This window comes from Burkholderia sp. S171 (genome assembly GCF_009766085.1).
In the GTDB taxonomy this organism is placed as follows: Bacteria; Pseudomonadota; Gammaproteobacteria; order Burkholderiales; family Burkholderiaceae; genus Caballeronia.
The window spans coordinates 45,126-59,876 of record NZ_LMUF01000013.1 but is presented as its reverse complement, the minus strand read 5'-3'; the positions used below and the strand labels follow the sequence as shown (position 1 = coordinate 59,876).

Sequence of the window (14,751 nt, the reverse complement as noted above, 5' to 3'; positions counted from 1 at the left end):
AAATCGCTGGAACCTTTACCAGTATTGGTGCGCCCGGCTGGGATCGAACCAGCAACCCCTGCCTTCGGAGGGCAGTACTCTATCCATTGAGCTACGGGCGCGTATGACCGAGGGCACCGCGTTCCATATACAAAACAATGGAGGCAGGGCCGCTGCGAGTCCGAAACAATACCTGTTTTCCGCCGATCCGTCCACCGCAAGGACCAGGCCAACCGATGACGCAACCCGCAAGCACCCACGCCCCAAGCACCGAAATCCGGGTTAACACGCGCTGCGACAGGCCTTTGCGGGTGCGCCGCCACGTAAACGTTCCGTCTATAATCGACCGTGCTGGTGAAAACGATCACGAACGCCCCAGAAAGTCGCTGTTACGGTCACGCTGTTGCTGAACCGACTCACAAATAAAGGGAGACGAGACGAGCATGAGTGAAGCACCCCACGGAGTCCCGATCAAAACGCCTGGCCAACTCATTGCGGCAATAGTCGCCGGGTTCGCCGTTCCAATCGTCGTGATCGTCCTGCTGGCCGTCTACGTCAACAACACGACGCGCACCGGCGCCGGCACCGATGGCCTCTCCGACACAGCCGTGGCCGCGCGCGTCGCCCCGGTTGCGCAGGTCGACATACGCGACGCCAACGCCCCCCGCGTGTACAAAACCGGCGAAGAGGTCTTCAAGGCCGTCTGCACGACCTGTCACACAGCCGGCGTAGCGGGCGCACCCAAGTTCGGCAATGCCGGCGACTGGGCGCCCCGCATCGCGGAAGGCTACGACACCCTGCTCCACAACGCGCTCAACGGCAAAGGCGGCATGCCCGCACGCGGCGGCACCAGCCCCGACGACTATAGCGACTTTGAAATTTCCCGGGCAGTCGTCTATATGGCTAACGACGGCGGCGCAAAATTCGCCGAACCGGCGCAACCGGCGCCAGGCGCGGCAGCGGGCGCATCGGCGGCAGCACCGGCGAGTGGGGCAGCAGCAGGCGCAGCCTCAACCGACAACGCCCAGGCAGCCGCCGCCGTCGCGGCGCTGGCAAACGTGCCGCAAGCAAGTTCAGGCGCGGCGGCAGGCACCGCGAGCGCGGACGCATCGCAGGCTGGCAAGACGCTCTACACGCAGGTCTGCCAGGCTTGTCACGCGGCCGGCGTGCTCAATGCGCCGAAATACGGCGATAAGGACGCCTGGGCACCCCGCCTGAAGGAACCGATGGACACCGTTTACAACTACGCACTGCACGGCAAGGGCCAGATGCCGGCGAAGGGCGGATCGACTGCATCCGATGCCGACGTGAAAGCCGCCGTCGATTACATGGTCGCAGCCGTCAAATAGCCGCCGTCCATCAGGCGACGCCAATAAAAAACCCTGCGCAAACGCAGGGTTTTTTGTTTATTGCAGCCAACGCCGACCCAAAAGCTTCAAGCCGGCTTCTGCAGCAACTCCTTGAGTCGCGCCATCCGGTCCTTCGGCGACATCGGCGCTTCCTCTTCGGTCGGCGGAGGGGCATCGTCGAGAAGCATTTCCGGGATAAACCGCGACGCCTCGCACACCACCGTCTCGCGCGCCCGCTTGCGCTTCTTGCACCAGTTCACATGAAGGCTGCGCTGCGCCCGGGTGATCGCCACATACATCAGCCGCCGCTCTTCCTCGATACGGCCCGTGTCGACCGGAGCGTCCGCGTCGGCATCGGGATTGCCCCGGTGCGGCATGATCCCCTCCTCGACGCCAACCAAAAACACGTGCGGATATTCCAGCCCCTTCGACGCATGCACGGTCGTCAGCCGCACGGCATCGGGGTTTTCGTCTTTGCCTTCCAGCATCGACATCAGCGCGACGGTCTGGATCAGGCCGAGCAGGTTCTTGCCTTCATCGCCGAAACCATCGGCGTTGTCATACCCCGTGGCCTCCGAATCCTCGGACGGCTCCGCCTCCGGCTTTGTGCCCTTTTTCTTCAGCCACTCGCAGAATTCAAGCACGTTCTGCCACTTCGATTGCGCCTGCCGTTCGTCGTGGGCATCGTAGAGATAGGCCTCGTAATGGATCGCCTCCATCATGTCGTCGAGCACCTGGGTGGCCGGATCGCGCCCCGCCCGATCGGCCAGGCGCTGCATCCATTCGCAGAACGCGCGCAACGGCTCGACCTGCCGCGCCGACAAACGCGCTTCGATGCCACCCATGAACACGGCTTCGAACAGCGACACCTTCGCCTGCCCCGCGAACGAGCCCAGCGCCTCGAGCGTGGTATTACCGACACCCCGCCGCGGCGTGGTGATCGCGCGGATAAACGCGGGGTCGTCGTCGGGATTCGCGATCAATCGCAAATATGAAACGATGTCCTTAATCTCGGCTTTATCGAAGAATGACTGGCCGCCCGACAACACGTAGGGAATCCGCTCCCGCCGCAAAACCTGTTCAAAGATCCGCGCCTGAAAATTCCCACGATACAAAATGGCGTAGTCGCGAAACGCCGCGCGCCGCTCGAACTTATGCGCCGACAGCCGGAACACCACCGATTCCGCTTCGTGCTCTTCGTCGTTGCAAGCGGTCACCGTGATGGAATCGCCCATACCGTGTTCGGACCACAGTTTCTTCTCGAACAGCTTCGGGTTGTTCGCAATCACGTTGTTGGCAGCCGTCAGGATGCGCACCGTCGACCGGTAGTTCTGCTCGAGCTTCACCACATGTAGCTTCGGAAAGTCCTTGCCCAACTGCGCCAAGTTCTCCAGCGTTGCGCCGCGCCAACCGTAAATAGCCTGGTCGTCGTCACCCACAGCCGTGAACGCTGCACGCGGACCGGCCAGCAGTTTCAGCAGCTCGTACTGGCAGGTATTCGTGTCCTGATATTCGTCGATCAGCAGATAACGCAGCCGGTTCTGCCACTTCTCGCGAACCTGCTCGTTCTCCGCGAAAAGCTGCGCGGGCTTCAAAATTAGATCATCGAAATCAAGGGCCTGATACGCGTGCAGCGTTGCCACGTAGCTCCGAAACACAATGGCCGCCTGCATCTCGTCTTCGTTTGACGCGCTCGCCGACGCCTGATCCGGCGACATCATCCCGTTCTTCCACAGCGAAATAATCGATTGGACCTTGCGGATCAAGCCTTTATCGGTGGTTCCGAGCTGTTCCTGGACGAGGCCGAAGCAATCGCTGGAATCCATGATCGAGAATTGCGGCTTCAGGCCGACGTGCTCGGCCTCCTGCCGCATGATCTGCACGCCAAGGGAATGAAACGTCGATATGGTCAACTGGTTCACCGGCACCCGGCGGCCTTCCTTGCCGGGCGTGGTGAGCGTCTTCCCTTCGAGCAGCTTTGCCGTGCGCTCGCGCATCTCCAGCGCGGCCTTGTTCGTGAAGGTCAGCGCGGCAATGTGCTTCGGCTCGAAGCCCTTCCCTTCGATCAGATGGGCAATCTTCTGGGTGATCACGCGTGTCTTGCCGCTGCCGGCGCCGGCAAGCACAAGACACGGGCCATCGAGATAGCGCACCGCTTCGGATTGCGCGGCGTTCATACCTGCTGCGGACATCGTTCGGACACTTTGAGATGCGTAAATCGGGCGGACGTTTCGGCTGCCGGACGTACGCGTTGGTGAGCAAGATGGCGAGCGAAATTGCGCCACCCTGAAGCAGGCGCAATTTCGAGAGCGCGATGTTAACACGGAAGAAACCATCGCTCGAAAGCGATGGTTCTGGCCCTTTCGCGAGCGCAGATCGAAACGCCTAGCGAAGTTTCAACCCCAAACCGCCCCCTCGGCCCATGCCACAATACTGGCATCGCCAACCAACAGGATGCCCGCATGACAGCACTTCTAAAAGTAGGCCTGATGGGCTATGGCTTTGCCGGCGAGACGTTTCACGCGCCCGTGATAGAACATTGCGGCCGCGCGACGGTATCCGCCATTGCCACCGGCAAACCCGAGCGTGCGCAGGCTGATTATCCGAACGCGACGATCGTCGAAGATTTCGATGCACTGCTCGCCCTCGATGAACTTGATTGCATCGTCATAGCAACCCCCAACGACACCCATTTCGATCTCGCCAGGAAAGCCCTGGAGGCGGGCCGGAACGTGGTGGTCGACAAACCGGTCACCTTGTCCGGCGCTGACGCAAAAACGTTGACCGAACTGGCCAAAACGCGCGGATTGCTGTTTGCGCCGTTCCACAACCGTCGCTGGGATGGCGATTTCATGACGGTGCGTGCGTTGATCGAAAGCGGCCGGCTTGGGCGCGTGACGCACTACGAATCGCATTTCGATCGTTTCCGGCCGAAAGTGCCGCAACGCTGGCGCGAGGAAGCGTCGCGTGGCGGCGGCTTGTTGTTCGATCTCGGGCCGCATCTCATCGATCAGGCGTTGACGCTGTTCGGCCGGCCGCAAACCATTTTCGCCAGCGTCAAGGCGCACCGCGATCACGCGAGCGCACCGGACTATGTTCATCTGCTGCTGGGCTACGAAGACAAGGAAATCGTGCTGCACGCGACCGCGCTGGCTGCGCTGGAACCGCCGCGCTTCGCCATTCACGGCACGCGCGGCAGCTATGTGAAAACGGGGCTCGATGTTCAGGAAGACCAGCTCAAAGCCGGTCTGCGTCCGGGGAATCCCAACTTCGGCCACAATCCGCCCGGCCTGCTTCGCGAAGTCGATGGCGACCACGACTTGCGCCAGGAATTTGCCACCCGCGATGGCGCGTATGCGGAGTTTTATCGAGCGCTGGCGGCTTCGGTGCTCGAGGGCAAGCCGTTCCCGGTCACGTCCCAAGATGCCGTCGATGTCATGACCATCATCGACATCGCGATTCGCAGCAATGCCGAAGGACGCCGGCTGGATTTCACGCCGCTCTGATCGGCCTGATCGCCCTGGTAACAAACAAACGGCCCACGCACGACTTTCAAACACACAGCGTTACATTTCAACACGGCTCCGGCGTCAGCCGGGGTCGCGCATGGGCCGTTCTTCTTCAGTCGTCTTATCTTAAAAAACCTTAAAAACACCAACGAGGAGAACTTCAATGCTGACGGTTAAAGCAAGTTTTGCCCGCGCGCTGATTGGCGTGGCGCTCGCGGGATCGCTGGCGGCGTGCGTCGTCGAGCCGCCGCGGCAAGTCAATGTGGTCGAGCAAGCGCCTGCGCGTCCCGATCCGCACATGGAAGCGGTACACAGGATGGATCAGGTCAACGGGCGTATCAATTCGCTTTGGCATCACGTCGATCAGCGCGTGAGCCAGGGCTATTACCCGCCGCCACAAGGCGATGCGTTCCATCATCGGCTGGATGTAGTGCGTCAGGAAGCGCGCGACATGGCGTCCCAGCATGGTGGCGGTTTGTCGGGTGAAGAACAGCACACGCTGAACGGCGAGCTGGACGGTTTGCAGCGCGCGATTCAGTAAGCACTTTTATGCGCCGAACGACTGGCCTGTCGTTCGGCTCAAATTGCTTATCGATTCAACGCTTTGAGCTGACAACCCAACACCATCTCCGCTACTTCCACGACCTCCTCCAGCGCAGCCTCGCCAGCTTCAACCGACGGCTGCAGCAGCAGATCATCGGCGTAACCCATCGCCAGCGCGAAAATTTGCCGCGCAGCACGTTCCGGCGACGCACATCGGAACACCTTCGCCTCCACGCCCTCTTCGATAATTCCGCGAAGCAAATCTTGCCAGCGACCGATCTCGCTTAAATAAGCCCGCGCCAGTTCTGCGTCGTGCATGGCTTCGTCCCAGGCATCCAGCCACAGCCCCCACCCGTCATCCTTGCTTGCCGGCAGGCAGTCACAGATAAAACCCAATAACGCTTCGACCGGTGGTTTATCGCTGAGACGCGCACCGGCTTCTTCGAGCTGCTCGTCGGCAAAGTGCACGAATGCTTCGCGGCGCAACTCATTCCAGTCGCCGAAGTAGTGATAAATGTGACTCCGCGACAACCCCGCGTGCTCGGCGAGATCGCGCGTGGAGACATCGGCGAAACCTTTCTGGCGAAACAACTCAAGGGCGGCCGCAATGATCTGACCTTTGCGTTCGGGGGACGACCGCGACATGTTCGATTCCTTTTCAAGCGTGAACGGATGGGTTGAGCTTGCACTTTGAGCGACTGCTCAATTATAATTTGAGCAGTCGCTCAAATTATAGCGGCGATTTTACCCAAGGTACGATCATGTCATTCGTCACACCCGAAATCCGGATGGTTGAGAGCGAAAAACTCGCTCAGCAATCCGCCACGTCCACACTGAAAGCCATCGCCCGTGCCTATCCGGGCAAGCTGTTTTGCACTTTGTCGCTCGTCGCACTGGAGAACGCGCTGTTACTCGCGTATCCGCTGTTTGCTGGATTCGCCGTCGACTCGATCATTCGCGGCGACGCCCGCAGCGCGTTGTTCTACGCGGTGATCGTATTGGCGTTCTGGGCGGTCGGCGCTGCGCGCCGGGCCGTGGATACGCGCACTTTCACGCGGATATACGCCGATCTGGCGGTGCCGGTGATCCTCAATCAGCGGTTGCAGAACCAAAGTACGTCGACGGCTGCGGCGCGCGTGGTGTTGGCCCGGGAATTTGTCGATTTCTTCGAAAAACACGTGCCGACTATGGTCACCGCGTTGGTATCCATAGTCGGCGCCGTGGCGATGTTGCTGGTGATCGAGCCATGGATCGGCGTCGCCAGCCTGGGCGGGTTGCTGCTGTGCATGGCCTTGCTGCCGCGCTTTGCACGGCGCAACCAGGGCTTGCATCAGCGCCTGAACGATCGACTGGAAAAGGAAATCGGCTTGGTCGCGAAGGTCGGAACGGTCACCCTGAAACGGCACTATCGCGTGCTTTCCAAGCTCCGGATTCACCTCTCGAACCGTGAGGCCGCGGCGTTTCTGTTCGTTGGTTGCGTGGCGGCGGTGCTGTTTGTTATCGCCATCAGCCAGTTGGCGTTGGCGCCGGCGGTCAAGGCCGGACATGTCTATGCCGTGATGACGTATCTCTGGACCTTTGTCAGCAGCCTTGACGAAGCGCCATCGATGGTCGATCAACTGGCGCGCTTGCGGGACATTGGCAGACGTGTGGATCCCGGGCTCGGGAAGAATTAAGGGTCGCCGCACCAGCCCTCGCCGTTTGACAAGCTGAATTCGGTCGCGTAAATTCGCCGCACGCGTCGGGAGAGCGCGCTGGCTTTGGTCGTTTGTATCGAGAACGGCTTAATACAAAGCAAGCGCCGCCGAAGGGGCACACCCACAAACTCTCAGGCAAAAGGACCGGCCGCGTCGAAGTTCCGTTCATGCAGTGCGCCTTTAACCGGGTGCCCGTAAGCGGAAAGTCGAACTCTGGAGAGCGGCATCGGCTGATCAGAAGCACCAGCCAGATGCCCACCGAAGGGGCGCGCGTTGAACGTCGGATGGTAGGCGCACAGCGTGCAATCTCTCAGGTACCGAGGACAGAGGGGTCATGTACCGAATCGCTACGCGGTTTGGGCTTTATACGTTGCATTGGTTTTATCCATGCAGCTCAAAAAGCCGAAACCCCGAGCGGGTTCGACGCATGGCCTTTTTTTGTTTTCGCGCACGCCCGAGGCCCGCTCCATGTCTGATCTTCAACACACGCCCTTGCACGCCACTCACCTTGCGCTCAACGCACGCATGGTCGATTTCGGCGGCTGGGACATGCCCGTCAATTACGGTTCGCAGATCGACGAACACCACGCGGTGCGCACCGACGCGGGCATGTTCGACGTGTCTCACATGCGCGTCGTCGATTTCACCGGCGACAAAGCGCGCGAGTTCTTCAAGTACGCGATCGCCAACAACGTCGACAAACTCACCGTCCCCGGCAAGGCGCTCTATTCGTGCCTGCTGAACCCGGAAGGCGGCGTGATCGATGACCTGATCGTCTATTACTTCGCCGATGACAACTACCGCGTCGTCGTGAACGCCGGAACGGCTGAGAAAGACATCGCGTGGTTCGGCCATCTGAATGCCGAAGGCGGTTTTGGACTGACCATCACGCCGCGCCGCGATTTCGCGATCGTCGCCGTGCAAGGCCCGAACGCTCGCGAAAAAGTCTGGCAAGTGCTGCCGGAAACGCGTGACGCCACCGCAGAACTCAAACCCTTCAACGCCGTGCAATTTCCCGCCAGCTCGTTCGGCGACGTGATGCTCGCGCGCACCGGTTACACGGGCGAGGACGGTTTCGAAATCGTGGTTCCCGCTACGCAAGTGGCAGCGTTCTGGAACGCGCTGATCGCGCAGGGCGTGAAGCCTGCCGGCCTCGGCGCACGCGACACGCTGCGTCTCGAAGCCGGCATGAATCTGTACGGCCAGGACATGGACGACACGGTTTCGCCGCTGGACGCCGGCCTCGCCTGGACCGTCGACCTCACCAACCCGGATCGCGCATTCGTCGGCCGCGCCGCGCTGGAATCGAATGGATCGAAAGCGCGCTTTGTCGGCTTGATTCTGCAGAAGGAAAACGGCCGTGCCGGTGGCGTGCTTCGTGCTCACCAAAAAGTCGTCACGGCCGACGGCGAAGGCGAGATCACGAGCGGCACTTTCTCGCCGTCGATGCAGGAATCCATCGCGTTCGCCCGGGTGCCGGCGAGCGTGAAACCGGGCGATAAAGTGCACGTCGTGATCCGCGACAAACAACTGCCGGCAAGCGTGGTAAAACTGCCTTTCGTGCGCAACGGCAAGGTGTTGGCGGCGGTTTGAAACGCCTTCAATTGCCTGCTGAAACAGCCACGCACGTCCCATCCTTAAAGACAACTGGAGCATCCGCATGAGCATCCCGGCCGACCTCAAATACACCGAATCGCACGAATGGGTGCGCACCGAATCCGACGGCACCCTGACCATCGGTATTACGGATCACGCGCAGGAAGCACTGGGCGATGTCGTGTTCATCGAACTGCCTCCTGTAGGTAAGACGGTTGCCGCCGGCGACGCCATCGCGGTGATCGAATCGGTGAAAGCAGCATCCGATATCTACGCGCCCGTATCCGGCGAAATCGTCGGCGCGAACGATGCGTTGACGGGCACGCCGGACCAGATCAACGGCACGCCGTACGAAAGCTGGCTCTTCAAGATCAAGCCCGCCGCCGACGCCAAGACGGATCGATTGATCGATGCCGGTGCGTACGGCACCTCGATCGGCGAGTAAGTGGGCGAGTAAATCTATCAACGACCGTGCGGCGCGCTTTCCATAAAAAGCCGCCGCACCTGCAGGAATTATCATGAAGCTCGAACACCCGGACCATCTGATGAACCGCTCATCCTTGTCCCTCGCCGCGCTCGAATGCCACGATGCGTTCGCCCAGCGGCACATTGGCCCGGATGCGGCCGACCAGCACGCCATGCTCGACGCGCTCGGTTTCGCGTCGCGCGCGGCGTTCATCGACGCGGTGATTCCCGAAGCTATCCGTCGCCACGAAACGCTGCCGCTCGGCGCGTTCACGCAGCCAAAAAGCGAAGCGGAAGCGCTGGCTTCGTTGAGAAAGCTCGCGGATCAGAACCTGGTGTTCAGAAACTATATTGGGCAGGGATATTACGGCACGCACACGCCGGCCGTCATCCTGCGCAACGTGCTTGAAAACCCGGCGTGGTACACGGCTTACACGCCGTATCAGCCGGAAATTTCGCAAGGCCGCCTGGAAGCGTTGCTCAACTTCCAGCAGATGATTATCGACCTGACGGGTCTCGCGATCTCGAACGCGTCATTGCTCGACGAAGCCACCGCCGCCGCCGAAGCCATGACGCTGCTGCAACGCGCGGGCAAGCCGAAATCGAACCTGTTTTATATCGCCGACGACGTGCTGCCGCAGACCATCGAAGTCGTGCGCACGCGTGCAAAACCAGCGGGTATTGAAGTGAAAGTCGGCCCCGCCGCCGACGCCGCCACGGCCAACGCATTCGGCGTGCTGCTGCAATACCCGGGCGCGAATGGCGATGTGCACGACTATCGCGCGTTGACTCAAGCTGTTCATGCCGCCGGTGGTTTCGTAATCGCCGCCGCCGATCTGCTCGCGCTCACGCTGCTCACGCCGCCGGGCGAATGGGGCGCGGATGTGGCTATTGGTAATACGCAGCGCTTTGGCGTGCCGGTTGGTTTCGGCGGTCCGCACGCTGCATACATGGCCGTACGCGATGACTTCAAACGGCAAATGCCGGGCCGTCTGGTCGGCGTGACTGTCGATGCCCAAGGCAAGCACGCGTTGCGTCTCGCGCTGCAAACGCGTGAACAACATATTCGCCGCGAAAAGGCGACATCGAATGTATGTACGGCGCAGGCGCTGCTCGCGATCATGGCCAGCATGTACGCCGTGTATCACGGGCCGCAGGGCCTGAAGACCATCGCGTTGCGCGTGAATCGCGTGGCGTCGATCTTCGCCGCCGGCGTGCAAAAACTCGGCTACACGCTCGCGAACGAAACCTTCTTCGATACCGTCACCATCGTCAGCGGCGCGAATACCACGGCGCTGCATCAGGCGGCGTCCGCTGTGCACGTGAACCTGCGCCACATTGATGCAACGCACGTAGGCGTTTCCGTCGATGAAACCACCACGCGCGATGATCTCCTGAAGCTCTTCGCGTTGTTCGCCGAAGTGGCGGGCAAAACGGAAACGTTCGATATCGATGCACTCGATGCCGACGCAAAAGTCTCCTTGCCGAAAGCCCTCGAACGTACGAGCGAATACCTCACGCATCCGGTGTTCAACCGTCATCACTCCGAGCATGAAATGCTGCGCTACCTGCGCAGTCTGGCCGACAAGGATCTCGCGCTCGATCGCACGATGATCCCGCTCGGTTCATGCACGATGAAGCTGAACGCAACGTCGGAAATGTTGCCCGTGACGTGGCCCGAATTCGCGCAGATCCATCCGTTCGCGCCGGCTGAGCAGACCGTTGGTTATCGGACAATGATCGACCAGCTCGAGCAGATGCTGGTTGCGTGTACCGGTTACGCGGCTGTATCGCTGCAACCGAACGCCGGTTCGCAAGGCGAATACGCCGGCTTGCTGATCATCCACGCGTATCACGAGTCGCGTGGCGAAGGGCATCGGAACATCTGCTTGATTCCATCGTCGGCGCATGGGACGAACCCGGCATCGGCGCAAATGGCGGGCATGCAGGTCGTGGTCGTTGCGTGCGATGAGCAAGGCAACGTCGATATCGCCGACTTGAAGGCCAAGGCCGAAAAGCACGCTGCGAATCTGGCGGCAATCATGATCACGTATCCGTCGACGCACGGCGTGTTCGAAGTGAACGTGCGCGAGATCTGCGAGATCGTGCATGCACATGGCGGTCAGGTTTACGTCGATGGCGCGAACATGAACGCAATGGTCGGCCTCACCGCGCCGGGCCAGTTCGGCGGCGATGTGTCGCACCTGAACTTGCACAAGACCTTCTGCATTCCGCATGGCGGCGGCGGACCGGGCGTGGGTCCGGTTGCTGTCGGCGCGCATCTGGCGAAGTTCCTGCCGAACCAGCAGTCGACCGGTTATCAACGCGATGTGGCCGGCATTGGCGCGGTATCGTCGGCGCCTTATGGCTCGGCCGCCATCCTGCCGATCTCGTGGATGTATATCGCGATGATGGGCGCGCAAGGCCTCACGAACGCCACCGAAAGCGCGATCCTCGCGGCGAACTATGTGGCGAAAAGGCTCGCGCCGCATTACCCCGTGCTGTACAGCGGCGCGGGTGGTCTGGTCGCGCACGAGTGCATTCTCGATCTGCGGCCGTTGAAAGAAACCAGCGGCATTTCGGTCGATGACGTGGCCAAGCGCCTGATCGATTACGGTTTCCACGCGCCGACGATGAGCTTCCCGGTGCCGGGCACGTTGATGGTCGAGCCGACGGAATCGGAATCGAAAGAGGAACTGGATCGGTTTATCGATGCAATGATCGCCATTCGCGATGAAATTCGCGCGGTGGAAGAAGGCAAGTCAGATCGCGAGGACAATCCGCTGAAGAACGCGCCGCATACGGCAGCGGTTGTTGTCGCCGATGACTGGAGCCACGCCTATTCCCGTGAAACGGCGGCGTATCCGCTGACTTCGTTGATCGCGCGCAAGTATTGGCCGCCGGTCGGCCGCGCCGACAACGCTTACGGCGACCGCAATCTGTTCTGCTCGTGCATTCCGTTGTCGGAATACGGCGAATAAGTGCGCGTTTCAACTGTCCGGCTTTCCTGAGAGCCGGACAGTTTTGCCCGAGCCACGCAACACCAGATACCATCTCACCCGGACCAAGCCAATCAGGGAGTTTTGCATGGCGCGACAGGTGCGAATGGTGAGTAAAACGTGGCGTATTCCGGCGATGATCGCGGCCCTTGCAGCATCGGCATTGACTACACAGAGCGCGTTCGCCGCAATGAATTTTTGCGCTGCGCCTGCGATGCAGACCAGCGAGCGCACGAACGCCGATCCGGGCGTGAAAGCACTGGTGCAGATGGTCCAATCGCGGCTGAACGATCAGCCGAAAGCGCGGGCGACGCTTCACACAGAAGGCACGTTGCCGCATCAGGGCATTCGCGACGAAAGCGAAGAAGCGGAGAAGGATCTTGGATTGATGCGCGACGCGGCGCTTGCGTGGCGCGCGACCGGCAACGAAGCGTATTTACGTCTCGTCGACCGGTTTTTATTCGCGTGGGTGACGACGTATCAGCCGAGTTTTAATCCTATCGATGAAACGAATTTCGAATCGCTGATCCTCGCCTACGACCTGACCGCGAGCGCATTGCCGGTAAAAACGCGCAATGCCTCGAGCGCGTTCATCTCGAAGATGGTGACGGGATATATCGCGGATATCGACAAGCAGAAACGGCCGCTGACCGGTACGTATCGAAACAACTGGCAGAGTCATCGGATCAAGTTGATTTCGATGGGCGCGTTCACTATCGATGACCGCAAGCTGATTAACGCGGCGCAGCGTCTGTATGTGGAGCATATTGGAGACAACATCGCGCCGGACGGTTCGACCGTCGATTTCGCTGAGCGCGACGCGCTGCATTACGTGACGTACGACCTGCAGCCGCTGGTTACGGCCGCGCTCGCCGCACGCCGTCATAACCGCAACTGGCTGGGTGAGCGCTCGCAGTCGGGCGCGACCCTCGCCGCCGCGCTGAACTGGCTCACGCCATACGCGCTCGGCACGCGCACGCACGACGAATTTGTTCATTCGAGCGTGCCCTTCGATGCCACCCGCCGCGAGGCTGGCCTGCCCGGTTATTCGGGCACGTGGGATCCGAAAAACGCGGCCGAATTGTTTCATCTATCGGCGCGGCTTGACGGGCGTTACGCGCCCATCGCGCTGCGCTTGGCGCCCACGCCGCCGGCCTGGCTCGCGGTTTGTTTACCGTTGCCGGCGCGCTGATTTTTTAGCACGACCCTTGCAGGAGTAGTCATGGCAGTCAGCGTTTTCGATCTTTTCAAAATCGGCATCGGTCCGTCGAGTTCGCATACGGTCGGGCCGATGCGCGCCGCCCTGATGTTCGTGCAGGGGCTCGAACGCGATGGTCTGCTGGACGCCACGGTTAGCGTGAAATGCGAGTTGTATGGCTCGCTGGGCGCAACCGGCAAGGGTCACGGCACGGATCGGGGCGTGATGCTCGGTCTCATGGGCGATGCGCCGGATACGGTAGATGCCGGCACGATCAGCACGCGTCTAGAAACCGTGCGCGCCACGAAAAAGCTTCCGCTGCTGGGCCGGCATGAGATTCCGTTCGTGTTGAAGGAACACATTGCGTTTCTGCGGCAGGCACTGGCTGAGCATCCGAACGGCATGAAACTCCATGCCTTCGATGCCAACGGCGTGTCGTTGCGCGACTCGACCTATCTCTCGGTGGGCGGTGGTTTTGTGGTGACGGCGGGGGCATCGAATGTGAAGGTGTTGACCGCGATTGAACAGTTGCCGTACTCGTTTAAATCTGGCGATGAATTGCTTGCGTTGTGCCGTGAAACGGGCAAATCCGTGGCGCAATTGATGTGGGACAACGAGCGTGTCTGGCGCAGCGAAGACGAGATTCGTTCGGGCTTGCTGCGCATTTGGGACGTGATGCAGTCGTGCGTGAAGCGCGGTTGCGGAATCGATAACCCCGACGCCGATGGATGCCTGCCCGGTCCGTTCCAGGTCAAGCGGCGCGCGCCGGTGTTGTATCGGGCACTGGTCGACAAACCTGAGCAAGCGTTGCGCGATCCGCTTTCCATGATCGACTGGATCAATCTTTACGCTATTGCGGTGAATGAGGAAAACGCGGTGGGTGGGCGCGTGGTGACGGCGCCGACCAACGGCGCGGCTGGGATTATTCCGGCAGTGCTGCATTACTACGACCGGTTCATGCCGGGATCGAATGCGCAGGGCGTGATCGACTTTTTGCTGACGGCGGCGGCTATCGGGATTCTGTACAAGATGAACGCTTCCATTTCCGGTGCCGAAGTCGGGTGCCAGGGCGAAGTCGGCGTCGCCTGTTCGATGGCGGCCGCGGGTTTGGCGGCGGTCATGGGCGGAACGCCGACGCAGGTCGAGAACGCGGCCGAGATCGGCATGGAACACAACCTCGGGCTGACCTGCGATCCGGTTGGCGGGATGGTGCAGATCCCATGCATCGAACGTAACGCGATGGGTTCGATGAAAGCCGTGAACGCTGCGCGCATGGCAATGCGGGGAGACGGTAGTCATTACGTGTCACTCGATTCCGTCATCAAGACGATGATGCAAACCGGCGCCGATATGAAGACCAAATACAAGGAAACGTCGCGAGGCGGGCTGGCGGTGAATATTGTTGAGTGTTGAGGT

The 14,751-nt window shown here is 60.7% G+C and carries 11 protein-coding genes, 1 tRNA gene and 2 riboswitches; of the genes, 9 read left to right on the top strand and 3 right to left on the bottom strand.

Annotated features, from left to right (window positions below; genetic code table 11):
• Positions 1-25: 25 nt before the first annotated feature.
• Positions 26-101: transfer RNA gene (locus tag GSQ93_RS08770), tRNA-Arg, on the bottom strand.
• A gap of 321 nt (positions 102-422) precedes the next feature.
• Between GSQ93_RS08770 and GSQ93_RS08765 the strand changes: the two genes are divergently transcribed.
• Positions 423-1,328, top strand: a complete 906-nt coding sequence (locus GSQ93_RS08765) for a cytochrome c5 family protein (RefSeq protein ID WP_158935280.1) — start codon at positions 423-425, stop codon at positions 1,326-1,328.
• 86 nt (positions 1,329-1,414) lie between these two features.
• On the opposite strand, the gene GSQ93_RS08760 is transcribed toward GSQ93_RS08765, so the two are convergent.
• Positions 1,415-3,520 (bottom strand): UvrD-helicase domain-containing protein, encoded by a 2,106-nt coding sequence (locus GSQ93_RS08760; protein WP_158935279.1) that lies wholly within the window; start codon positions 3,518-3,520, stop codon positions 1,415-1,417.
• Positions 3,521-3,790: 270 nt separating this feature from the next.
• Between GSQ93_RS08760 and GSQ93_RS08755 the strand changes: the two genes are divergently transcribed.
• Both GSQ93_RS08755 and GSQ93_RS08750 read left to right on the top strand, forming a co-directional pair.
• On the top strand, positions 3,791-4,834 hold the full coding sequence (locus tag GSQ93_RS08755; protein ID WP_158935278.1) for an oxidoreductase: 1,044 nt from the start codon (positions 3,791-3,793) through the stop codon (positions 4,832-4,834).
• 166 nt (positions 4,835-5,000) lie between these two features.
• A complete protein-coding gene (locus GSQ93_RS08750) occupies positions 5,001-5,378 on the top strand; it encodes a hypothetical protein (RefSeq protein WP_158935277.1) in 378 nt (125 codons plus the stop codon).
• A gap of 47 nt (positions 5,379-5,425) precedes the next feature.
• On the opposite strand, the gene GSQ93_RS08745 is transcribed toward GSQ93_RS08750, so the two are convergent.
• Positions 5,426-6,025 carry a TetR/AcrR family transcriptional regulator gene (locus tag GSQ93_RS08745; protein WP_158935276.1) on the bottom strand — a complete coding sequence of 200 codons (600 nt, stop codon included), beginning with the start codon at positions 6,023-6,025 and terminating at the stop codon, positions 5,426-5,428.
• Positions 6,026-6,141: 116 nt separating this feature from the next.
• Here GSQ93_RS08745 and GSQ93_RS08740 point away from each other — a divergent pair, with 116 nt between their 5' ends.
• The 6 genes from GSQ93_RS08740 (at position 6,142) to GSQ93_RS08715 (ending at position 14,748) form a co-directional block, all read left to right on the top strand.
• On the top strand, positions 6,142-7,056 hold the full coding sequence (locus GSQ93_RS08740; RefSeq protein ID WP_158935275.1) for an ABC transporter six-transmembrane domain-containing protein: 915 nt from the start codon (positions 6,142-6,144) through the stop codon (positions 7,054-7,056).
• Between the two features lie 56 nt (positions 7,057-7,112).
• A riboswitch (glycine riboswitch) is annotated at positions 7,113-7,235 on the top strand.
• A 45-nt stretch (positions 7,236-7,280) separates the two neighbouring features.
• Positions 7,281-7,414: riboswitch (glycine riboswitch) on the top strand.
• Between the two features lie 131 nt (positions 7,415-7,545).
• Positions 7,546-8,670 (top strand): glycine cleavage system aminomethyltransferase GcvT, encoded by a 1,125-nt coding sequence (gcvT, locus tag GSQ93_RS08735; RefSeq protein WP_158935274.1) that lies wholly within the window; start codon positions 7,546-7,548, stop codon positions 8,668-8,670.
• Between the two features lie 67 nt (positions 8,671-8,737).
• Positions 8,738-9,118 carry a glycine cleavage system protein GcvH gene (gene gcvH / locus GSQ93_RS08730; RefSeq protein WP_158935273.1) on the top strand — a complete coding sequence of 127 codons (381 nt, stop codon included), beginning with the start codon at positions 8,738-8,740 and terminating at the stop codon, positions 9,116-9,118.
• A 73-nt stretch (positions 9,119-9,191) separates the two neighbouring features.
• Positions 9,192-12,119: an aminomethyl-transferring glycine dehydrogenase gene (gcvP, locus tag GSQ93_RS08725; RefSeq protein WP_158935272.1), complete on the top strand. Its 2,928-nt coding sequence runs from the start codon at positions 9,192-9,194 to the stop codon at positions 12,117-12,119.
• Positions 12,120-12,225: 106 nt separating this feature from the next.
• On the top strand, positions 12,226-13,329 hold the full coding sequence (locus GSQ93_RS08720) for an alginate lyase family protein (RefSeq protein ID WP_158935271.1): 1,104 nt from the start codon (positions 12,226-12,228) through the stop codon (positions 13,327-13,329).
• 30 nt (positions 13,330-13,359) lie between these two features.
• Positions 13,360-14,748 carry an L-serine ammonia-lyase gene (locus GSQ93_RS08715; RefSeq protein WP_158935270.1) on the top strand — a complete coding sequence of 463 codons (1,389 nt, stop codon included), beginning with the start codon at positions 13,360-13,362 and terminating at the stop codon, positions 14,746-14,748.
• Positions 14,749-14,751: the final 3 nt, after the last annotated feature.

What these genes read in the sequence shown, in the direction of transcription:
- GSQ93_RS08765 (WP_158935280.1), top strand. Translation starts at nt 423, where the DNA reads ATGAGTGAAGCACCCCACGGAGTCCCGATCAAAACGCCTGGCCAACTC.
- GSQ93_RS08760 (WP_158935279.1), bottom strand. Translation starts at nt 3,520, where the DNA reads ATGTCCGCAGCAGGTATGAACGCCGCGCAATCCGAAGCGGTGCGCTAT.
- GSQ93_RS08755 (WP_158935278.1), top strand. Translation starts at nt 3,791, where the DNA reads ATGACAGCACTTCTAAAAGTAGGCCTGATGGGCTATGGCTTTGCCGGC.
- GSQ93_RS08750 (WP_158935277.1), top strand. Translation starts at nt 5,001, where the DNA reads ATGCTGACGGTTAAAGCAAGTTTTGCCCGCGCGCTGATTGGCGTGGCG.
- GSQ93_RS08745 (WP_158935276.1), bottom strand. Translation starts at nt 6,025, where the DNA reads ATGTCGCGGTCGTCCCCCGAACGCAAAGGTCAGATCATTGCGGCCGCC.
- GSQ93_RS08740 (WP_158935275.1), top strand. Translation starts at nt 6,142, where the DNA reads ATGTCATTCGTCACACCCGAAATCCGGATGGTTGAGAGCGAAAAACTC.
- gcvT (WP_158935274.1), top strand. Translation starts at nt 7,546, where the DNA reads ATGTCTGATCTTCAACACACGCCCTTGCACGCCACTCACCTTGCGCTC.
- gcvH (WP_158935273.1), top strand. Translation starts at nt 8,738, where the DNA reads ATGAGCATCCCGGCCGACCTCAAATACACCGAATCGCACGAATGGGTG.
- gcvP (WP_158935272.1), top strand. Translation starts at nt 9,192, where the DNA reads ATGAAGCTCGAACACCCGGACCATCTGATGAACCGCTCATCCTTGTCC.
- GSQ93_RS08720 (WP_158935271.1), top strand. Translation starts at nt 12,226, where the DNA reads ATGGCGCGACAGGTGCGAATGGTGAGTAAAACGTGGCGTATTCCGGCG.
- GSQ93_RS08715 (WP_158935270.1), top strand. Translation starts at nt 13,360, where the DNA reads ATGGCAGTCAGCGTTTTCGATCTTTTCAAAATCGGCATCGGTCCGTCG.